Raw genomic sequence first — 21,444 nt, 5'->3', positions numbered from 1 at the left:
CTTGCCGCTCGCAACGTCAGTTGCGCGCTATCAGGTTGCCTGCATGCAGCCCGCACTCCTTCTGTGTGGCTTCTTCCCACCACCAGCGACCTTCGCGTTCGTGCTGGTTCGGCAATACCGGGCGGGTGCAGGGTTCGCAGCCGATGCTGATGAAACCACGCTCGTGCAGGCTGTTGTAGGGCAGTTCCAGCATGCGGATGTAGCCCCAGATTTCTTCGCTGCTCATCTGCGCCAACGGGTTGAATTTGTACAGCGTGCGTTCGGCGGTCGAGAACGCGCTGTCGATTTCCAGCGCGGCAACGGCGCTGCGTGTGCCAGGGCTCTGGTCGCGGCGCTGGCCGGTGGCCCAGGCTGTGACGCCAGACAGTTTGCGGCGCAGCGGTTCGATCTTGCGGACGCCGCAGCATTCGCCATGACCATCCCGGTAAAAGCTGAACAGGCCTTTTTCCTTGACGAACGGTTCGAGCTTGCTCTGGTCCGGCGAGATGATTTCGATCTCGATCTTGTAGTGGTCACGGACCTGTTCAATGAAACGATAGGTTTCCGGGTGCAGGCGTCCGGTGTCGAGACTGAAGACCTTGACGTTTTTGTTCAGCTTCCAGGCCATGTCTACCAGCACGACGTCTTCGGCGCCGCTAAAGGAGATCCATAGTTCGTCACCGAAGTGTTCGAAGGCCAGTTTCAGAATGTCTTGTGCAGACTTGTTCGCATAGGTCGTCGCCAGTTCAGCGACGTCGAAAGGTTGGCTCATCAGGCGGCTTCCTAAAATGCAAGAGTGGCGCTTAAGCGCTCGTGATGGCGGCAATGGTAACAAAATCCGCTGTTCAGTGGCCGTTACCAGAGGCTAGAGTGCTGCCTGCGTTGATAGTCAAAGCCTTGAGGAGTGCGCTGTGGAAATTGCCTGTCTGGACCTGGAAGGTGTGCTTGTCCCGGAAATATGGATCGCCTTTGCCGAAAAAACCGGTATCGAATCACTGCGCGCAACCACTCGGGACATTCCCGACTACGACGTCCTGATGAATCAGCGCCTGCGTATTCTCGATGAGCACGGTCTGAAACTGTCGGACATTCAAGAAGTGATCGCCACCCTCAAGCCGCTGGAAGGTGCAGTGGAGCTCGTCAACTGGTTGCGCGAGCGTTTTCAAGTAGTGATTCTGTCCGACACCTTTTACGAGTTCTCGCAGCCGCTGATGCGCCAATTGGGGTTTCCGACCCTGCTATGTCATCGCCTGATCACCGATGAAACCGGCCGTGTCGTCAGTTACCAGTTGCGTCAGAAAGATCCCAAGCGTCAGTCGGTACTGGCGTTCAAAAGCCTGTACTACCGGATCATTGCGGCGGGCGACTCCTACAACGACACCACCATGCTGGGCGAGGCCGATGCCGGTATCCTGTTCCATGCCCCCGACAACGTGATCCGCGAGTTTCCGCAGTTTCCGGCGGTGCATACCTTTGATGAGCTGAAAAAAGAGTTCATCAAGGCGTCGAATCGGGATCTGGCGCTCTAGACGCAGGGCTTACACTTCTGGTTCCTGCGCAAGATCGGACGCGGAGCGTCCAGAAAGGCACGCCAACGCGGAGCATTGGCACCATAGTCGGAGCGAGGTAGGCGTATCGCGCAGCCTCTCAGAGCGCCTCAAGCGTTTCCAGCAGCACGCGGACCTTGGTGAAGGTTTCCTGATATTCAGCCTCGCAGCTCGAGTCCGCCACAATGCCGCCGCCGCCCCAACAGGAAATGCGCCCATCCTTGACCAGCAGGCTGCGGATGGCGATTGAACTGTCCATTTCGCCGCGTACGTCCAGGTACATCAATGAGCCGCAATACAGGCTGCGTCGGGTCGGTTCCAGTTCGTCAATGATCTGCATGGCGCGGATCTTCGGCGCGCCGGTTATGGAGCCGCCAGGGAAGCTGCCCGCAATCAGGTCCAGTGCATCGTTGCCAGCGGCCAGCTCCCCGGTCACGCTGCTCACCAGATGATGCACATTGGGGTAGCTTTCCAGGCTGAACAGCTCAGGGACCTTTACCGAACCGATTTTACAGCTGCGGCCCAGGTCATTGCGCAGCAGGTCGACAATCATCAGGTTTTCAGCGCGGTCCTTCTCGCTGGCCAACAGCTCGTTGGCGAACGCGGCATCCTCTGTGGCGTCCGGGCTGCGCGGCCGCGTGCCTTTGATGGGGCGGGTTTCGACCTGTCTGGCGCTGACCCGCACGAAGCGTTCCGGAGAAAGGCTCAGGATTGCATCGTGCCCCGGCAGGCTCAGGTAACCGGCGAACGGCGTCGGGCAAGCCGCTCGCAGTGCACAATAAGCGGCCCACGGGTCGCCCGTACACTGCGCCTGAAAGCGTTGCGCGAAGTTGACCTGATAACAGTCACCCGCCTGGATGTAGGCCTGAATACGTTCGAAAGCCTGTCGATAGTGATCCGCGCTGATGCTGGCCTGAAACGGCTGGCTGAGGCGGAACTCCGTGTGCGGCTCAGGGATATAGACAGAGAACAGATCAGTCAGCCGTTTGCGCTCGCTTGCGTGCAGGGAAGGGTGAAAAATCAGCTGACTGGTCTGCTCCTGATGATCACTGATCAGCGCCCAGGCGTAGAGCCCCAGGCGCGCTTCGGGCAGTTGCAGGTCGTCGACGGCTTGATCCGGCAGCGGTTCCAGGCGTCGACCGAACTCGTAACCCAGATAACCGATCAGGCCGCCAGCGAAGGGCAGTTTGCACCCTTCAGGCAATTGCGCAGTGCCGAGCGCCTTGAGACTGTCGCGCAACCGCTGGAGATAGGCGGCCCCATTCTCGTCATCGACAACGGTCAGTTCCTGCAGCGGCCATGCACTGAGCAGGTCATATCGGCCGCGCTCGGCGGTCGGCCTGCCGCTGTCGAGCAGCACCGCGCCCGGCGCTTCGCGGATTCGCGCAAAGAACGCGATCGGGTCGGCGCTGTAGGGCAGGGGGTGTATCGAGCAGATCGGCATCGTCGAATATCGGTCTTGGAAACGCGGCTGGCGATTGTAGCCTTGCCGATGCGGCAGTCCTAGCGGTATGTCTGTTCAGATGCCGGGCACGTGGCCGAACAGTTCCTGGACAAAGCTGACCCGCTCCTGCGCAGATTCCTGGCGTCCTTCGAGAGCCAGTTGTTCCAGACGCGCCTCGACGGCCTGGGTGCGGTGGGTCAGGCCACTGTCATTGGCGATCTGAATGTTCAGGCCGGGACGGGCATTGAGTTCCAGAATCAGCGGGCCCTTGTCCTGGTCCAGCACCATATCGACACCGATGTAGCCCAGACCACACAGCTCGTAACACTCGGCGGCAAGCTTCATGAAACCGTCCCAGTTGGGCAGTTGCACGCCGTCTACCGAATGGGTGGTGTCCGGGTGCTTGCTGATGATGTTGTTCAGCCAGGTGCCTTGCAGGGTGACGCCGGTGGCCAGGTCCACACCGACGCCAATCGCGCCCTGATGCAGGTTGGCCTTGCCGCCTGACTGGCGGGTCGGGAGGCGTAGCATGGCCATCACCGGATAGCCCATCAGCACGATGACGCGGATGTCCGGCACGCCCTCATAACTGATGCTTTTGAAGATCGGGTCCGGAACAACCCGGTATTCGATCAGCGCCCGGTCACGGTGGCCGCCCAGTGAATAAAGGCCAGTGAGAATGCTGGACACCTGATGCTCGATTTCCGCGTGGCTGATGATGCGTCCCGAGACGGTGCGAAAACGCTCCTCGAAACGGTCGGCGATGACCAGGATGCCGTCGCCGCCTGCGCCCTGGGCGGGCTTGATGACGAAGTCGCTGTGTGCGCCGATGATATCGTCAAGCCGGTCGATTTCCTTTTCCGTGGAAATCACTCCGTACATTTCCGGCACGTGAATGCCTGCCGCGATGGCTCGCTCCTTGGTGATGATCTTGTCATCGACGACCGGATAAAGGCTGCGCTTGTTGTACTTGAGTACATAGTCGGCGTTACGCCGATTGATGCCCATGATGCCGCGGGCCTCAAGCGCCTTCCAGGTCTTCCACCAGCCGATCATTTAGTCTTTTCCTCTTTCAGAAAAGCCTTGAAGCGCACCAGTTCGGTCAGGCGATAGCCACGGTATCTGCCCATCGCCAGCATGAAGCCGACCAGTATCAATAGCACTGCCGGGAAGGTGAAAACGAAATAGGTCAGTTCCGGCACGCTCATGATCAGGTGTGCCAAGGATGCCGCGAACAGCGTGCCGATCGCGACTTTCATGGCGTGGCTGCCGCCGCGCTCTTCCCAGGTAATCGACAGGCGTTCAATGGTCATGGTCAGGATCACCATCGGGAACAGCGCTACCGAAAGCCCGCGTTCGAGCCCCAGCTTGTGGCTGAACAGGCTGATGGCCGCAATCAGCACCACAACGAAGGTCAGTACAACCGACAGGCGCGGCAGCATTTGCAACTTCAGGTGCTCCAGGTACGAGCGCAATGACAAGCCCAGAGCGGTGATCACCGTAAACAGAATAATGCCGAAACCCAGTTGGGTTTCGCGGAACGCCAGGGCAATCAGCACGGGCGTGAAAGTGCCCAGTGTCTGCAGGCCGATCAGGTTGCGCAGGATCAGGATGACCAGTACGCCAATCGGGATCATGACCATGACCATGAAGGTCTGCTGGGTTTGCAGTGGCAGCCCGTAGAGAGAATAGGCAAGGAAGTCGGAGTCTGTGCTGGCGTCGGTCAGTTTGGCGAGACGCATGGCGTTCATTTCACTGTTATTGAGGCTGAACGTGACTTGCACTTTCTTGCCCCCTTCGACACTGACCAGGGCGTCTTCACCGGTCCACCACAACAGGCGATCATCCGGCAGACCGGCTTCACCAGTGTCCGGGTTGAAGTACAGCCATTCCTTGCCATTGAAGCTGCGCAGCCAGAGTTCCGGCGTCTGCTGTTCGGCATCGAGGCGTATGGTGTGGGCTTTTTCCAGCGGCACGTGGGCAATCGACAGCAGCAACTCGGTAATCCGGGCCTTGTTGGAGGCTGAGGTATCGCCCGCCAGCAGAAGTTTGACGTTGTCGTCATTCAGGTTGTTGACGCGTTTGATGGCTTCGGTGATGAAGGTTTCCACGTCCGCAGAGTGCTGGCGAATCGGGGCCAGCAGTGCCTCGGCCGCAATTTTTTCGGGGCCTTCGACGGTCATGCTGTCGCGAAAGATCGGCCCTTTGACCTTGGGTTTCTCACCGCTGTAGCGCTTGGTCAGTACCAGGCGGTAGTAAAGCGTCTGGTTGCCGGTGGCACGACGGGCAGACCAGGTGACCTTGCGGTTGCCGTCAGCGCGGTTGACGCTGACGCCGTAATTGTTCGAGATGAAACTTTCATTGAGGCTGATGTAGTCGTGGGCCAGTGGCGGCACGAACATCTGGACCTTCACCGAATCCTTTGGATTGGCGATGAATTCGACTTTGGCGTCGATGTTCCACAGGTCATCGGTTTCGTCTTCGGTGACGGGTATGCCGAGCGCCAGTATCTGATAGGCCGTGATCGCGATGCCCAGCGTTACAAGGGCAGTGATCAGGATCTTCAGATGGAGTGTAAGAGAGCGCATGGGTTTACTCTGCGTTTTGAGCGACGGAAGCGCAGACGGGCTTCCCTGCCGCATATTTAAGACTTGGATCGACCAGCGCATCGAAGCGTTTCAACGCTTCGGAGCCGATCAAAAGCGGATATTGGAAAGCACTTCGGTCAGTCAAGTTCACTTCGATGTTGCGTAAAGCTTCACCCATACAGATATCGAGGTTGATCACCGGACGTGACGAGTATTTGTTTTCTTCATTCGGGTCAACGTCGTCGGCGCGACGCTTGATCTTGCTGACCCGGGCCAGAGGCCGTTCTATGGGGTGTATATGCTTGCTGTCGCTGGCTATATAGAAGCGCACCCAGCTTTCGCCATTGCGTTTGAAATGCTTGATATCGCGGGCGCTCAGTGAAGCGGTCTTGGCCCCCGTATCCAGTTTGGCGGCAATCTCGACGTCGATTTCAATGAGGCTGGCGTATTCGTTGAGGCCATAGACTGTCTTGTTGGCGGCCAGGCTGACGCTGGGCAGCAGCAGGCCGGAAAAGAACAGCAGGCAGAGCAGTGTGGGCAGTCTAGTCAGTCTCATAAATCCTGGCGCGATGAGCGAACAACTTCAGGGTCAGGGCGCAAATAGAGTTGACCTGAGGGTGATAGGGCGGGCAGTTCGCAGTCGCCGCTTCGGTGCGGAGCGTGCTGTGCGGACGCGGCGCATTCTAGCATGAAGCCTTGGCGCTGCCAGCGATCAACCTGTATGTCTGTTCAGGTTCTCTTGCAGGAGGCTTTTACATCCATTTGATATATTGTCGACAATCACCTATTTTATTTTGACTGATCTGCGGTTTATGGCTAGATTTTCGTCTTAAAAGACCAAAGGTGTCGACAATGCTGGGTGCGGTCGAGAAGGCAGTGGCAGTCGTTGATGATTCGGAAACCCTTTCCGAGAACGTTTTTCGACGCATTCAATCCGCTATTGTGAAAGGCGAGATTGCCCCTGGTAGCAAGATCTCCGAACCGGAGCTGGCTCGCACCTACGGCATCAGTCGTGGGCCGTTGCGTGAAGCCATTCACCGGCTCGAAGGGCAGCGACTGGTGGTGCGCGTGCCGCACGTCGGTGCCCGGGTCGTCGCGCTCAGCCATGCCGAGCTCATAGAGCTTTATGAGATCCGTGAGTCTCTGGAAGGCATGGCCTGTCGCCTGGCCGCCGAACGCATGACCCAGGCCGAGATCGATGAGTTGCGGGGCGTCCTTGACACCCATGAGCGCGATGCTGCATTTCAGGCGGGCATCGGCTATTACCAGCAGGAGGGTGATTTCGATTTCCATTACCGGATCATTCAGGGCAGCGGCAATCGTACCCTCAGCCAGATGCTGTGTGGCGAGCTGTACCAACTGGTGCGCATGTACCGCATCCAGTATTCCACGACGCCCAACCGGCCTCGTCAGGCCTTTGCCGAACACCACCGCATTCTCGATGCCATCGCTGATCGCGACGGTGAGCTGGCTGAATTGTTGATGCGCCGCCATATCGGTGCATCCAGACGCAACATTGAGCGCCACTTTCAGGCGGCTCCCGACCGAGGTGAACAATGAGTCACAACAACAGTACTCCCGGCCAGCGTTTCCGCGATGCGGTCGCCAGTGAACAGCCGTTGCAAGTGGTCGGCGCAATCAATGCCAATCACGCGCTGCTCGCAAAACGTGCCGGGTTCAAGGCTATCTATCTTTCTGGCGGCGGCGTTGCAGCAGGTTCACTGGGTATTCCGGACCTGGGCATTACCGGTCTTGAAGACGTGTTGATTGATGTGCGCCGCATCACCGATGTCTGCGACCTGCCGCTGCTGGTGGATGTCGACACCGGTTTCGGTTCTTCGGCTTTCAATGTAGCGCGAACCGTGCGCTCGATGATCAAGGCCGGGGCTGCTGCGATTCATATTGAGGATCAGGTGGGTGCCAAGCGCTGTGGGCATCGCCCGAACAAGGAAATTGTTTCGCAGCAGGAAATGGTCGACCGGATCAAAGCCGCTGTAGATGCACGCACTGACGACAGTTTCGTGATCATGGCGCGCACCGATGCACTGGCGGTCGAGGGGCTGGAGTCGGCACTTGAGCGTGCCGCGGCCTGTATCGAAGCGGGCGCGGACATGGTGTTTCCTGAGGCAATCACCGAACTGGCGATGTACAAGCAATTTGCCAACCGTGCAGGCGTGCCGATCCTGGCCAATATTACTGAATTTGGCGCTACGCCCTTGTTTACCGTCGATGAGTTGCGTACGGCCGACGTGTCGCTGGTCCTTTACCCGCTTTCTGCCTTTCGTGCCATGAACAAGGCTGCGGAAAATGTCTACGGCGCAATCCGTCGCGATGGCAGCCAGAAGAACGTGGTCGACAGCATGCAGACGCGCATGGAGTTGTACGACGCCATCGACTACCACACATTCGAGCAAAAACTGGACGCGCTGTTTGCGCAGAAGAAAGGGTAAAAGCACATCTGACTATCGTTCCCACGCTTCAGCGCTCAGCGCTATAAAAAAGTATTGGGGAGCCTTTAATCAGGGCTTCAGGCTTCTGCCCGAAGGGCGTGGGAGCAAACCTGTTCGCGAATACGGTGTTTCAGGCTATGCATTTTGGCGATCATACCTGCCCTTTTGCGAACAAGTTCGCTCCCACAGCCTTCGGCCAGAATCAAAAGCGGATTTGTGTACAACGATGAGCACTCCGGCGTTGGCACGATAGCCAGAGTCAGTCCAACATCAAAAAAACAAAATTGGAGAGAACCATGGCTGAAGCAAAAGTATTGAGTGGTGCCGGACTGCGCGGGCAGGTGGCCGGGCAGACGGCGTTGTCCACGGTGGGCATGGCCGGTGCCGGGCTGACCTATCGCGGCTATGATGTGCGCGATCTGGCCGCCGAAGCTCGCTTTGAAGAAGTTGCCTATCTGCTGCTGTACGGCGAACTGCCTGATAAAGCCGAATTGTCTGCCTATATGGACAAACTCAAGGGCCTGCGCGATCTGCCGCAGGCCTTGAAGGAAGTGCTGGAACGCATACCCGCCGACACTCACCCGATGGACGTCATGCGCACGGGTGCCTCCATGCTCGGCACACTGGAACCGGAGCGCAGCTTCGATCAGCAGCGCGACTCAACCGACCGTTTGCTTGCGGCGTTCCCGGCGATCATGTGCTACTGGTATCGCTTCAGTCATGACGGCAAACGCATTGACTGCACAACCGCTGAAGACTCCATCGGCGGGCATTTCCTGCACCTGCTGCTCGACAAGGCGCCCAGCGAACTGCACCGCAAGGTCATGGACGTCTCGCTGATTCTGTACGCCGAGCACGAATTCAATGCCTCGACCTTCACCGCCCGCGTCTGCGCGTCGACGCTGTCGGACCTGTATTCCTGCGTCACAGCAGCCATCGGCACCTTGCGCGGCCCGCTGCACGGTGGTGCCAACGAGGCTGCAATGGAAATGATTCAGCGCTTCACCTCGGCTGAAGAGGCCACCAAAGGCACGCTGGGCATGCTGGAACGCAAGGAAAAGATCATGGGCTTTGGCCATGCGATCTACAAGGAGTCCGACCCGCGCAACGAGGTGATCAAGGGCTGGTCGAAGAAACTCGCTGACGAAGTGGGCGATACGGTGCTGTTCCCGGTTTCCGAGGCCATCGACAAGGTCATGTGGGAGCAGAAGAAACTGTTCCCCAACGCCGACTTCTACCATGCGTCGGCGTATCACTTCATGGGCATCCCGACCAAGCTGTTCACCCCGATCTTCGTCTGCTCACGCCTGACCGGCTGGGCCGCTCACGTTTTCGAACAGCGTGCCAATAACCGCATCATTCGCCCGAGCGCCGAGTACATCGGCGTCGAACAGCGCGCGTTCGTACCCTTGGAACAGCGCTGAAAAGGGGGCAGGGGAGCCGCCGACGAGCTCCCCACCCGTATTCCGAACACTCCGTGATCGAGTCCCGCAATGAACAGTGAATTTCGCAAACCGCTCCCTGGCACCCGACTGGATTATTTCGATGCTCGGGCGGCCGTCGAGGCGCTCAAGCCCGGCGCCTATGCCACGCTGCCCTACACCTCGCGGGTGCTGGCCGAGAACCTGGTGCGCCGTTGTGATCCGGCGACCTTGAATGCCTCGTTGACCCAGCTTATCGAGCGCAAGCGTGATCTGGATTTTCCCTGGTTCCCGGCACGTGTGGTCTGCCACGACATTCTGGGTCAGACCGCGTTGGTCGACCTTGCCGGACTGCGCGACGCGATCGCTTCGCAGGGTGGCGATCCTGCGCTGGTCAACCCGGTGGTTCCGGTGCAATTGATCGTCGACCACTCGCTGGCAGTGGAGTCCGACGGTAACGACCCGCAGGCGTTCGCCAAGAACCGCGCCATTGAAGACCGTCGCAACGAAGACCGTTTTCATTTCATTGACTGGACCAAGCAGGCGTTCAAGAACGTCGAAGTGATCCCGCCGGGCAACGGGATCATGCACCAGATCAATCTGGAGAAAATGTCGCCGGTGGTGCAGGTGCTCGACGGCGTAGCCTTTCCCGACACACTGGTGGGCACGGACAGCCACACGCCGCACGTCGACGCCCTCGGCGTGATTGCCATCGGCGTCGGCGGGCTCGAGGCCGAAAACGTCATGCTCGGGCGCGCCTCGTGGATGCGCCTGCCGGACATCATTGGTGTCGAACTGACCGGGCGCCGCCAGCCAGGCATCACCGCCACCGACGTAGTGCTCGCGCTGACCGAATACCTGCGCCAACAGAAGGTGGTTGGCGCTTACCTGGAGTTCTATGGCGCAGGCGCGTCGAGCCTGACCCTGGGCGACCGGGCGACGATCTCCAACATGGCGCCTGAATACGGCGCGACGGCGGCGATGTTCTCCATTGACTCGCAAACCATCGACTACCTGCGTTTGACAGGGCGCGAGGACGAGCAGGTCAAACTGGTCGAGCTGTATGCCCGGCACACTGGCCTTTGGTCGGACAGCCTCAGCGAGGTGCACTACGAGCGGGTGCTGAGTTTCGACCTGTCCAGCGTGGTGCGCAACATGGCCGGGCCGTCCAACCCCCATGCGCGGGTCGCTACTGCGGATCTGGCAGCCAGAGGTATTGCCGGGCAGTGGGAAGACGTGCCAGGGCAGATGCCCGATGGCGCGGTGATCATCGCGGCGATTACCAGCTGCACCAACACCAGCAACCCGCGCAACGTGATTTCGGCAGGCCTGCTGGCCCGCAATGCCAACCGCCTGGGGCTGATGCGTAAGCCGTGGGTGAAGTCGTCGCTGGCGCCCGGCTCGAAAACCGTGGCCTTGTATCTGGATGCCGCAGGGCTGACGTCCGAACTGGAGCAATTGGGCTTTGGCGTCGTGGCGTTTGCCTGTACCACCTGTAACGGCATGTCCGGCGCGCTGGACCCGACGATCCAGCAGGAAATCATCGACCGCGATCTGTACGCCACTGCGGTGTTGTCGGGTAACCGTAATTTCGACGGGCGTATTCACCCTTACGCCAAACAAGCGTTCCTGGCCTCGCCACCTCTGGTGGTGGCCTACGCCATTGCCGGCACCATCAGGTTCGATATCGAAAACGATGTGCTCGGGATGGCCGATGGCAAAGAGATTCGCCTCAAGGACATCTGGCCGAGCGATGAAGAGATTGATGCCGTGGTGCAGGCGTCGGTCAAGCCGGAGCAGTTTCGTCAGGTCTACATTCCGATGTTCGCCATCGAAGAACACACCGGGCCGAAAGTCGAGCCGCTGTATGACTGGCGCCCGATGAGCACTTACATCCGTCGCCCGCCCTATTGGGAAGGCGCGCTGGCCGGGGAGCGCACGCTCAAGGGCATGCGCGCACTGGCCGTGCTGCCGGACAACATCACCACCGATCATTTGTCACCGTCCAACGCCATCATGCTGGACAGTGCTGCGGGCGAATATCTGGCGAAAATGGGCCTGCCGGAGGAGGATTTCAACTCCTACGCAACCCACCGGGGCGACCACTTGACGGCCCAGCGCGCAACCTTTGCCAACCCGCAACTGGTCAATGAGATGGCGGTGGTCGACGGCAAGGTCAGGAAAGGCTCGCTGACCCGGATCGAACCCGAGGGCGTGGTTACGCGCATGTGGGAAGCCATTGAAACCTACATGGCCCGCAAGCAACCGTTGATCATCATTGCCGGTGCCGATTACGGGCAGGGTTCGTCCCGTGACTGGGCTGCCAAAGGCGTCAGGCTGGCGGGCGTTGAAGCCATTGCCGCAGAAGGCTTCGAACGTATCCATCGCACCAACCTGGTGGGCATGGGCGTGCTGCCACTTGAGTTCAAACCGGGCACCAGCCGCCTGACTCTGGGCATCGACGGCAGCGAAACATTCGACGTGGTCGGTCAGCGCACACCGCGCGCGACCTTGACGCTGGTGATCCAGCGCCGTAACGGCGAACGCGTCGAGGTGCCGGTGACATGCCGTCTGGACACTGCTGAAGAGCTTTCTATTTATGAGGCGGGCGGCGTGTTGCAGCGTTTTGCTCAGGATTTTCTGGAGGCTACTGCATCGTAGCTACGCTGGAGCGTGAAGAACGATAAGCGTGCGCAAGAGCACTATCGTGCCCATGCTCCGCGTGGGCATGCAGTTCTGGACGCTCTGCGTCCGATTTTGAGCGCGCAGCGCGCTCTTTGAACAGGACAACGAATTCATGGCTCATTTACCCCAGATCCGCATCCCGGCCACCTACATGCGTGGCGGCACCAGCAAGGGTGTGTTTTTCAGGCTGATGGACCTGCCTGAAGCCGCACAGATTCCGGGATCGGCGCGGGATGCGTTGCTGTTGCGGGTCATCGGCAGCCCTGACCCCTATGAAAAGCAGATCGATGGCATGGGCGGCGCGACGTCGAGTACCAGCAAGAGCGTGATTGTGTCGCGCAGCAGCAGGCCCGACCACGATGTCGATTACCTGTTCGGCCAGGTGTCCATCGACAAGCCGTTTGTCGACTGGAGCGGCAATTGCGGCAACCTGTCAGCGGCCGTGGGGCCATTCGCGATTACGAGCGGTCTGGTCGACCCTGACCGCGTTCCGCAGGACGGCTTTGCGGTGGTGCGTATCTGGCAGGCCAACATCGGCAAGACCATCATCGCCCATGTGCCGGTCAGCAACGGCGAGGTGCAGGAAACCGGCGATTTCGAACTGGACGGCGTGACTTTTCCGGCCGCAGAGGTTGCGCTGGAGTTTCTTGATCCGGCAGCGGACGAAGAGGGTGCAGGTGGCTCGATGTTTCCCACCGGCAACCTGGTAGACGACCTTGAAGTGCCCGGTATAGGCACCCTGAAAGCGACCATGATCAACGCGGGTATCCCGACAATTTTCGTCAACGCCGCCGATATTGGCTACAGCGGTACCGAGTTGCAGGGCGATATCAATGGTGATCCGCAGGCGCTCGCCCGTCTGGAAACCATTCGCGCCCACGGTGCCGTGCGCATGGGCCTGATTCGTAGCATTGCTGAAGCCGCGACGCGCCAGCACACACCCAAGGTGGCTTTTGTAGCAGCGCCTGCCGATTACCTGTCATCGAGTGGCAAACCTGTTGCGGCAAAGGATATCGATCTGCTGGTGCGTGCCGTATCGATGGGCAAGTTGCATCACGCGATGATGGGCACCGCTGCCGTTGCCATCGGCACTGCCGCCGCCATTCCGGGCACGCTGGTCAGTCTGGCAGCTGGCGGACAGGCGCGCAGTGCGGTGCGCTTCGGCCATCCCTCCGGCACACTGCGGGTCGGCGCGCAGGCTGTTCAGGAAGGCGCTGACTGGAAAGTCACCAAAGCCCTCATGAGCCGCAGCGCCAGAGTGCTGATGGAGGGCTGGGTGCGAGTGCCACAGTAAAACGACTGAAACAGTCAGCTACAAAAATCCGCTGATGCGGCTACTTTCAATGGTTATTTGAAGCGGCGCTCCACACCTTTTTCGACCAGCACCTTGGCAGAGATCTCTTCCACTGAAAAGTGCGTGGAGTTGATGTTGGGAATGTTCTCGCGGCGGAACAGGCTCTCTACCTCGCGCACTTCGAATTCACACTGCGCGTAACTGGAATAGCGGCTGTTTGGCTTGCGCTCGTGACGGATTGCGGTGAGGCGGTCCGGGTCGATGGTCAGGCCGAACAGTTTGCTGCGGTGTTCCTTGAGTGCCGCAGGCAGTTGCAGACGCTCCATGTCATCTTCGGTCAGCGGGTAGTTGGCGGCCCGGATACCGAATTGCATGGCCATGTACAGGCAGGTCGGGGTCTTGCCGCAGCGCGACACGCCAACCAGGATGATGTCGGCCTTGTCGTAATAATGCGTCCGCGCGCCGTCGTCGTTGTCCAGCGCGAAGTTGACTGCCTCGATACGCTCCATGTAGTTGGAGTTATGCCCGATGGAGTGCGATTTGCCCACCGAATAGGAGGAGTGTGAACTAAGCTCCTGCTCCAGCGGTGCAAGGAAGGTCGAAAAGATGTCAATCATGAAGCCGTTGGACGTCGCCAGAATCTCGCGGATGTCCTGATTGACGATCGTGTCGAAGATGATCGGGCGCACATCGTCCTTGTCGGCGGCATTATTGATTTGTTGTACCATCGCCCGCGCTTTCTCGACGCTGTCGATATAGGGCCTGGTGAACTTGTTGAATGTAATGTTTTCAAATTGTGCCAACAGGCTCTGGCCCAGGGTTTCGGCGGTGATACCGGTGCCGTCCGAGATGAAGAAAGCAGATCGTTTCATTTTTGACCCAGGCCTTAAGCAGTTGACGAATTCTGGCTATCATAGGCGTGCCTGCCGGCTCTGAGGGCCTGCAGGTGCATCTTTTTTGAAGGCACGGTTTCAAGGCATGGGCCTGCGCCCGGCCAGACACGCCCGAGGTCACATAACGGTGGCTCGGGTGAATGAGCTTTTCCCAACAACAAACACAGTTAGTGGAGAGATCACCTTGGTAGAGTACGTAGTTTCCCTCGATAAGCTCGGCGTCCATGATGTAGAGCACGTGGGGGGCAAAAACTCGTCCCTCGGCGAGATGATCAGCAACCTCGCAGGTGCTGGCGTCTCAGTGCCCGGCGGCTTCGCGACTACGGCCCAGGCTTACCGTGATTTTCTTGAGCTGAGCGGTCTGAACGATCAGATCCATGCTGCGCTGGACGCGCTCGATGTCGATGACGTCAACGCCCTGGCCCGCACCGGTGCGCAGATTCGCCAGTGGATCATGGAAGCCGAGTTTCCCGAAACGCTCAACGCCCAGATTCGTACTGCATTTGCCGAGCTGTCGGCCGGCAATCCGAACCTGGCAGTGGCGGTGCGCTCTTCCGCGACCGCTGAAGACCTGCCGGATGCCTCGTTCGCAGGCCAGCAGGAAACTTTCCTGAACATTCGCGGTGTCGAGAACGTTATCCGCGCGGCCAAGGAAGTCTTCGCTTCGCTGTTCAATGACCGTGCCATTTCCTATCGCGTGCATCAGGGCTTCGACCACAAGCTGGTCGCGCTGTCGGCGGGAGTGCAGCGTATGGTGCGCTCCGAAACCGGAACGGCGGGCGTGATGTTCACTCTGGATACCGAATCCGGTTTCCGCGATGTGGTGTTCATCACCGGTGCCTACGGCCTGGGCGAGACGGTTGTGCAGGGCGCGGTCAACCCGGACGAGTTCTACGTGCATAAAGACACGCTGGCTGCTGGCCGTCCGGCGATTCTGCGTCGCAATCTGGGCAGCAAGGCCATCAAGATGATTTACGGCGAAGAAGCCAAGGCCGGTCGTTCGGTCAAGGTGATCGACGTAGAGCCTGCTGATCGTGCGCGCTTCTGCCTGACCGATGCCGAAGTCTCGGAACTGGCCAAGCAGGCAATGATCATCGAGAAACACTACAAGTGCCCGATGGATATCGAATGGGCCAAGGACGGTGACGACGGCAAGCTGTACATCGTGCAGGCGCGTCCGGAAACCGTGAAAAGCCGCGCTTCGGCCAACGTCATGGAACGCTACCTGCTCAAGGAGACCGGCAAGGTGCTGGTCGAAGGTCGTGCCATCGGCCAGCGCATCGGCGCGGGCAAGGTGCGGATCATCAAGGACGTGTCCGAGATGGACAAGGTCCAGCCTGGTGACGTGCTGGTGTCCGACATGACCGACCCGGACTGGGAACCGGTCATGAAGCGCGCCAGCGCAATTGTCACCAACCGTGGCGGTCGTACCTGCCACGCCGCGATCATCGCGCGCGAGCTGGGCATTCCGGCAGTGGTCGGTTGTGGCAACGCCACTCAGACGCTGCAGGATGGCCAGGGTGTAACGGTTTCCTGTGCAGAAGGCGACACCGGTTACATCTTTGAAGGCGAGCTGGGTTTTGACATCAAGACCAACTCGGTCGATGCGATGCCCGAGCTGCCGTTCAAGATCATGATGAACGTCGGCAACCCGGATCGTGCGTTTGATTTCGCCCAGTTACCCAACGCCGGTGTTGGTCTTGCGCGTCTGGAGTTCATCATCAACCGCATGATCGGCGTGCATCCCAAGGCGCTGCTCAACTATTCGCTGCTGCCACCGGAAATCAAGGAAAGCGTCGACAAGCGCATCGCCGGTTACCATGACCCGGTCGGTTTCTACGTCGACAAACTGGTCGAGGGTATCAGCACCCTGGCCGCCGCATTCACGCCGAAAAAGGTCATCGTGCGCCTCTCGGACTTCAAGTCCAACGAGTACGCCAACCTGATCGGCGGCAAGCTATACGAGCCTGAAGAAGAAAACCCGATGCTGGGCTTTCGAGGTGCGTCGCGCTATATCAGCGAGAACTTCCGCGACTGTTTCGAGCTGGAGTGCCGTGCGCTCAAGCGCGTGCGCGAAGAGATGGGCCTGACCAACGTCGAGATCATGGTGCCATTCGTCCGGACTCTGGGTGAAGCGAGTCAGGTCATCGACCTGCTGGCGGCCAATGGCCTGAAGCGTGGCGAAAATGGCCTGCGCATCATCATGATGTGCGAGTTGCCGTCCAATGCGATTCTGGCCGAAGAGTTCCTCGAGTATTTCGATGGTTTCTCCATCGGCTCGAACGACCTGACCCAGCTGACACTTGGCCTTGATCGCGACTCCGGCGTGATTGCTCACCTGTTCGACGAGCGTAACCCTGCGGTCAAGAAGTTGCTGTCCAATGCCATTCAGGCGTGCAACAAGGCGGGCAAGTACATCGGCATCTGCGGACAAGGTCCTTCCGATCATCCGGATCTGGCGCGCTGGCTGATGGATCAAGGGATCGAGAGCGTATCGCTCAACCCTGATTCGGTGCTGGAAACCTGGTTCTTCCTCGCCGAGGCGCAGGCACCTGTCTGAGGCGACACGGCCTTCGTGTGACGCGAGGGTGGCCTGAACCGTCATTTGGTTCAGGTGTTTGAAAAAGGCGGTTTCTTCGGAAGCCGCCTTTTTTATGGCGTGCCGCGATAGCCCCGGAGCGCGTTGTTTCATACCGTCTGTCAAGCCAGATAAAGAGTGATATGCAAAGCAGTAGCCAGCTTTTTCCCGTTGCCTTGATCAGCGCCGAGCGTCGCGGCGACCTTGTCGAGGACGTCTACCGTCTCAAGCCGGCCAACAGCCCCGACCCCAGCGTCGAGCTGGTGGTGACCCGACTGGGGCTGGTCGATCAGCCCGACGTGCGCGGCATCCCGGTGATTCTGCTGCATGGCAGTTTTTCCAACCGGCGCTTCTGGTATTCGCCCAAAGGTATCGGTCTGGGGCCGTATCTCGCGCGTGCCGGTTATGACGTATGGATCCCGGAAATGCGCGGGCACGGCTTGTCGGCACGCAACCAGAACTACCGCGCCAATTGTGTGGCTGACTATGCCCGTTTCGACGTGCCCGCCATTGCCGCTTTTGTCTGTGAGCAAAGTGGTCAGATACCGCACTGGATGGGGCACTCGCTGGGCGGCACAACCCTGGCGGCGGCCTTGGGCGGCCAGTACCTGGGGCCGCACACTGCAGCGTCGGTGGCGCTATTCGGCAGTCAGGTCAGCCGCACGTACTGGCCGCTGAAAATTCCGCCGCTGCAATGGTCCGCGCGGCTGTTGCTCAGGTCCTTCGAACATGTTTCAGGGCCGCGTTTCAAGCGTGGGCCGGAAGACGAGCCAATAGGGCTGGTGCTGGAAAGCCTGCGCTGGCACGGGCTGTTCGGGCGTTTTGGCGAGCGCGACAACAACTGGTGGGCCGGGCTGAAGGAGGTTCAGGTGCCGGTGCTGGCCGTTGCTGCGGCTGGCGATCATCAGGACCCGGTGTGGGCCTGTCGCACGCTGTTTGATCAGATCGGCGCAGCGCAGCACAAACAGTTTCTTTGCCTGGGGCGCGAGCACGGTTTTGACGAAGACTTCGACCATGTGCGCATGCTGGTCAGCAAGGCCGCGCAGCAACAGGTCTGGCCGCGGGTCATCGAGTGGCTGAACGGGCAGTCTGTTCCTGAACAGGTTGTAGAGTTTCAGGCGGCGGTGGGCAGTTAGCGGTTAAAGTCGCTATGGTTAGCGTCAGCCGGTCGCGCCTGATTCATCAGGCCGATCCGTACCATTCGCGAGACAGGAGTTGACCTTATGCACTACATCACCCCCGATCTGTGTGACGCCTATCCGGACCTGATTCAGGTCGTGGAGCCGATGTTCAGCAATTTTGGCGGTCGCGATTCGTTTGGCGGCCAGATCGTCACCGTTAAATGTTTCGAAGACAACTCGCTGGTCAAGGAGCAGGTCGAGCTCGACGGCAAGGGCAAGGTGTTGGTGGTCGACGGTGGTGGGTCGCTGCGTTGTGCCTTGCTCGGTGACATGCTGGCAGAGAAAGCGGCCAGAAGCGGCTGGGAAGGCATGTTGATTTACGGTTGCATCCGCGATGTTGACGTCATCGCGCAGACCGACCTGGGTGTTCAGGCGTTGGCCAGCCATCCGAAAAAAACCGAGAAACGCGGAATCGGTGACCTGAATGTGTTGGTCACCTTCGGTGGCGTGACCTTCCGTCCGGGAGAGTATCTGTATGCCGACAACAATGGCGTCATCATTTCCCCTTCACCCCTGACCATGCCGGAATAAGCGAAATATCCATGTTCGATGAAGCAAACGCGCAGTGGGGGCTGGTTCATGCCCTTGTGTTGGACGGTAAAGGCGGGGCGCGTTTCATCGCTCGAACCGAGTTGCAGGACCTTGAGCTGCAGCCGCAGGAAAGTCTGTGGCTGCATTGGGATCGCAGTCATCCGCAGACCCATACCTGGCTGCGTACCGGTAGTGGTCTGAGCGAATTTGCCTGCGACCTGCTGCTTGAAGAGAACACCCGGCCGCGCCTGCTGCCGTTGCCGGAGCAAGAGTTGCTGCTGTTTCTGCGCGGGGTGAACCTCAACCCCGGTGCCGAACCGGAAGACATGGTCTCGGTGCGCATTTTTGCCGCTGCTCAGCGGGTGATCTCGCTGCGTCTGCGTCCTCTGCGGGCCACTGAGGAACTGATCGAGATGCTGGGGCAGGGTAAAGGCCCCACCAGTGCCTCGGAGCTGATCCTGTACCTGGCGCAATACCTGACCGACAAGGTCCAGGATCTGGTCGGCGAACTCACCGAATCGGTCGATGAAGAGGAAGAAAAGACCGACGCCGACGAACGGTACAGTCCCGAGCACGGCAAGCTGCTGCATATTCGTCGACGCGCAGCCGGTCTGCGCCGGTTTCTCGGGCCGCAGCGCGATATTTATGGCCAGCTCTCGCGGATCAAACTGTCGTGGTTCGCCCATGACGACGCCGATTACTGGAATGAGCTGAACAACAGCCTGACGCGTTATCTGGAAGAGCTCGAGCTGACCCGTGAGCGGGTAGGGCTGTTGCTGGAGTCCGAAGACAGGCGCTTGCGCGAGCACATGAACCGCACCATGTACCGTTTCGGGATCATTACCGGTATCTTCCTGCCCATGAGTTTTCTCACCGGTTTGCTGGGTATCAATGTTGGCGGCATACCCGGTTCTGACAGTTCATACGGCTTTCTGGTGGCGTGCTCGCTGATTGTCGCGCTGGCCGTCGGGCAGTGGTGGCTATTCAAGCGATTGCGCTGGGTATAAGCGTGGGCTTGTCCGGGTTTTTGATGGGCGTGTGTGACTTGTTGTTTTCGCGTCGCGTCTTTGACTGACATTACGTGAGGTGCCTGATGCACGATCCGTTTGAAGAATCTTTACGCGACATGCTCAATTCTTCATCCTCCAGCCGGGATGATGACGCATGTCTGGGACGCGTCCTGAAAACCGCCAATCGCCAGGTCGGTGCCGGTGTGTTGTTCGGGTTGCTGGGCCGTTGGTCAGAGGCACTGATGATCGCCGTGAACAACGGCTCTGCCCACGTCTCTCCTGTTTCTCGCCGCACCATTCCGGGTGCCCGTTCTATCGATAAGGCTGATTGAGCATGGAATTGAATCTCTGGACCCAGAGCCTTCTTGCTGCAATGACTGCATTGTGGACCAAAGTCGCAAATTTCATCCCTAACCTGTTCGGCGCGCTTGTTGTGGTGCTGCTGGGTTTTGTCGTGGCCAAACTGCTCGACGCGCTGCTTTCCAAACTGCTGGCCAAACTGGGCCTGGATCGTCTGGTCGGCGGTACAGGTCTGACCAAGATCATCGGCCGCGCCGGCGTCAAGGTGCCGATCTCAACGCTGATCGGCAAGATCGTGTATTGGTTTGTATTACTGATTTTCCTCGTTTCGGCTGCCGAATCGCTGGGGCTGCAGCGGGTTTCAGCTACGCTGGACATGTTGGCGCTGTATCTGCCCAAGGTATTTGGTGCGGCGCTGGTCTTGCTGGTCGGCGTGCTGCTGGCGCAACTGGTCAATGGGCTGGTACGCGGCGCAGCCGAAGGCGTAGGTATCGACTACTCCGCAGGCCTGGGACGAATAGCTCAAGGCCTGGTCATCATCATCAGTATTTCGGTTGCGATCAGCCAGCTTGAGGTCAAGACCGACCTGCTGAACCACGTTATTGTGATTGCCTTGATTACCGTTGGTCTGACAGTGGCGCTTGCCCTTGGCCTCGGCAGTCGGGAGATTGCCGGGCAGATCATCGCCGGAATTTATGTTCGTGAGCTGTTTCAGGTGGGCCAGCAGGTGCGGGTGGGCGATACGGAAGGTCAGATCGAGGAAATCGGTACGGTCAAGACAACGTTGCTGACAGACGAGGGGGAGCTGGTGTCGTTTTCCAACCGCATCCTTCTCGAGCAGAGAGTAAGCAGCCGTTAAGCGGCTAACCTGCTAATGTATGCCGCCAGGTTGCCGATACAGGCCGTGGCGGACACTGACCTGACTGTCGGCAAGATTTGTTTTGAATAAACCTCAACCGTTTTCGACGCGCTACGATCCCCGCGAGCTCTCTGATGAGGAGCTGGTCGCGCGCGCCCATGTTGAGCTATTCAATGTGACGCGGGCTTATGAAGAATTGATGCGTCGTTACCAGAGAACACTTTTTAACGTCTGCGCACGTTATTTAGGGAACGATCGCGATGCTGACGATGTCTGTCAGGAGGTGATGCTTAAGGTGTTGTATGGGTTGAAAAATTTTGAAGGTAAATCTAAATTTAAGACCTGGCTTTACAGCATCACCTACAATGAATGCATCACGCAGTACAGAAAGGAACGGCGTAAGCGTCGCTTGATGGACGCTTTGAGTCTGGATCCACTTGAGGAAGCGTCGGAAGAAAAGACGCCCAAACCTGAAGAGCGGGGCGGACTTGATCGCTGGCTTGTGTATGTGAACCCGATCGATCGGGAGATTCTGGTCCTGCGTTTTGTTGCAGAACTTGAATTCCAGGAGATTGCTGACATCATGCACATGGGCTTGAGCGCAACGAAAATGCGTTACAAGCGGGCTGTAGATAAATTACGAGAGAAATTTGCGGGAATCGCCGAAACTTAATACGGTGCAAA

19 protein-coding genes are annotated in these 21,444 nt (G+C 58.9%); 13 read left to right on the top strand and 6 right to left on the bottom strand.

The features are described from left to right. Nucleotides 1-16 precede the first annotated feature (16 nt). Nucleotides 17-751 carry a phosphoadenylyl-sulfate reductase gene (locus RYB66_RS19985; protein ID WP_002553025.1) on the bottom strand — a complete coding sequence of 245 codons (735 nt, stop codon included), beginning with the start codon at nt 749-751 and terminating at the stop codon, nt 17-19. 139 nt (nt 752-890) lie between these two features. Here RYB66_RS19985 and thrH point away from each other — a divergent pair, with 139 nt between their 5' ends. Then, nucleotides 891-1,508, top strand: coding sequence for a bifunctional phosphoserine phosphatase/homoserine phosphotransferase ThrH (gene thrH, locus RYB66_RS19980; RefSeq protein ID WP_316895250.1), 618 nt, complete (start codon nt 891-893; stop codon nt 1,506-1,508). Between the two features lie 118 nt (nt 1,509-1,626). Here the strand turns inward: thrH and pabB are convergent, their stop codons facing one another. From pabB to RYB66_RS19960, 4 genes are all read right to left on the bottom strand, one after another. After that, a complete protein-coding gene (pabB, locus tag RYB66_RS19975; protein ID WP_117140381.1) occupies nt 1,627-2,970 on the bottom strand; it encodes an aminodeoxychorismate synthase component I in 1,344 nt (447 codons plus the stop codon). Between the two features lie 75 nt (nt 2,971-3,045). Beyond that, nucleotides 3,046-4,023 carry an alpha-L-glutamate ligase-like protein gene (locus tag RYB66_RS19970; protein ID WP_161794680.1) on the bottom strand — a complete coding sequence of 326 codons (978 nt, stop codon included), beginning with the start codon at nt 4,021-4,023 and terminating at the stop codon, nt 3,046-3,048. Beyond that, nucleotides 4,023-5,558, bottom strand: coding sequence for an inactive transglutaminase family protein (locus tag RYB66_RS19965; protein WP_004659234.1), 1,536 nt, complete (start codon nt 5,556-5,558; stop codon nt 4,023-4,025). Before RYB66_RS19965 ends, RYB66_RS19970 begins: the two co-directional genes overlap by 1 nt. Before the next feature lie 4 nt (nt 5,559-5,562). Continuing rightward, entirely contained in the window at nt 5,563-6,114 is a 552-nt protein-coding gene (locus tag RYB66_RS19960) for an ATP-dependent zinc protease (RefSeq protein WP_004664760.1), read from the bottom strand. A gap of 296 nt (nt 6,115-6,410) precedes the next feature. Here RYB66_RS19960 and RYB66_RS19955 point away from each other — a divergent pair, with 296 nt between their 5' ends. The 5 genes from RYB66_RS19955 (at nt 6,411) to prpF (ending at nt 13,408) form a co-directional block, all read left to right on the top strand. Continuing rightward, complete coding sequence (locus RYB66_RS19955) at nt 6,411-7,118, top strand: GntR family transcriptional regulator (protein WP_005746083.1); 708 nt, start codon at nt 6,411-6,413, stop codon at nt 7,116-7,118. Beyond that, nucleotides 7,115-8,008, top strand: a complete 894-nt coding sequence (prpB, locus tag RYB66_RS19950; protein WP_005779867.1) for a methylisocitrate lyase — start codon at nt 7,115-7,117, stop codon at nt 8,006-8,008. Before RYB66_RS19955 ends, prpB begins: the two co-directional genes overlap by 4 nt. Nucleotides 8,009-8,304: 296 nt before the next feature. Next, on the top strand, nt 8,305-9,432 hold the full coding sequence (prpC, locus tag RYB66_RS19945) for a 2-methylcitrate synthase (protein WP_316895248.1): 1,128 nt from the start codon (nt 8,305-8,307) through the stop codon (nt 9,430-9,432). A gap of 69 nt (nt 9,433-9,501) precedes the next feature. Then, on the top strand, nt 9,502-12,090 hold the full coding sequence (gene acnD, locus RYB66_RS19940; RefSeq protein ID WP_316895246.1) for a Fe/S-dependent 2-methylisocitrate dehydratase AcnD: 2,589 nt from the start codon (nt 9,502-9,504) through the stop codon (nt 12,088-12,090). Between the two features lie 136 nt (nt 12,091-12,226). Continuing rightward, nucleotides 12,227-13,408 carry a 2-methylaconitate cis-trans isomerase PrpF gene (gene prpF, locus RYB66_RS19935; RefSeq protein ID WP_046832690.1) on the top strand — a complete coding sequence of 394 codons (1,182 nt, stop codon included), beginning with the start codon at nt 12,227-12,229 and terminating at the stop codon, nt 13,406-13,408. Nucleotides 13,409-13,461: 53 nt separating this feature from the next. Here prpF and RYB66_RS19930 read toward each other — a convergent pair whose 3' ends face one another. Continuing rightward, nucleotides 13,462-14,280 carry a pyruvate, water dikinase regulatory protein gene (locus tag RYB66_RS19930; protein WP_002553036.1) on the bottom strand — a complete coding sequence of 273 codons (819 nt, stop codon included), beginning with the start codon at nt 14,278-14,280 and terminating at the stop codon, nt 13,462-13,464. A gap of 205 nt (nt 14,281-14,485) precedes the next feature. On the opposite strand from RYB66_RS19930, the gene ppsA reads away from it, so the two are divergent. From ppsA to sigX, 7 genes are all read left to right on the top strand, one after another. After that, entirely contained in the window at nt 14,486-16,861 is a 2,376-nt protein-coding gene (gene ppsA / locus RYB66_RS19925) for a phosphoenolpyruvate synthase (RefSeq protein ID WP_004667524.1), read from the top strand. Between the two features lie 161 nt (nt 16,862-17,022). Continuing rightward, complete coding sequence (locus RYB66_RS19920; RefSeq protein ID WP_002553038.1) at nt 17,023-18,015, top strand: alpha/beta fold hydrolase; 993 nt, start codon at nt 17,023-17,025, stop codon at nt 18,013-18,015. Nucleotides 18,016-18,102: 87 nt separating this feature from the next. Next, entirely contained in the window at nt 18,103-18,591 is a 489-nt protein-coding gene (gene rraA, locus RYB66_RS19915; RefSeq protein WP_004659258.1) for a ribonuclease E activity regulator RraA, read from the top strand. Nucleotides 18,592-18,602: 11 nt separating this feature from the next. Next, nucleotides 18,603-19,598, top strand: coding sequence for a zinc transporter ZntB (locus RYB66_RS19910; protein ID WP_002553040.1), 996 nt, complete (start codon nt 18,603-18,605; stop codon nt 19,596-19,598). Between the two features lie 86 nt (nt 19,599-19,684). Beyond that, on the top strand, nt 19,685-19,933 hold the full coding sequence (locus tag RYB66_RS19905; protein WP_002553041.1) for a hypothetical protein: 249 nt from the start codon (nt 19,685-19,687) through the stop codon (nt 19,931-19,933). Between the two features lie 2 nt (nt 19,934-19,935). Next, entirely contained in the window at nt 19,936-20,760 is an 825-nt protein-coding gene (locus RYB66_RS19900; protein ID WP_002553042.1) for a mechanosensitive ion channel family protein, read from the top strand. 82 nt (nt 20,761-20,842) lie between these two features. Continuing rightward, a complete protein-coding gene (gene sigX / locus RYB66_RS19895) occupies nt 20,843-21,433 on the top strand; it encodes an RNA polymerase sigma factor SigX (RefSeq protein WP_316895242.1) in 591 nt (196 codons plus the stop codon). Nucleotides 21,434-21,444 lie beyond the last annotated feature (11 nt).

The organism is Pseudomonas syringae group sp. 243L2, assembly GCF_032587875.1.
GTDB classification, from domain to species: Bacteria; Pseudomonadota; Gammaproteobacteria; order Pseudomonadales; family Pseudomonadaceae; genus Aquipseudomonas; species Aquipseudomonas amygdali.
Note: the sequence above shows the minus strand (reverse complement) of the source record. Positions and strands in the feature narration are given on the sequence as shown.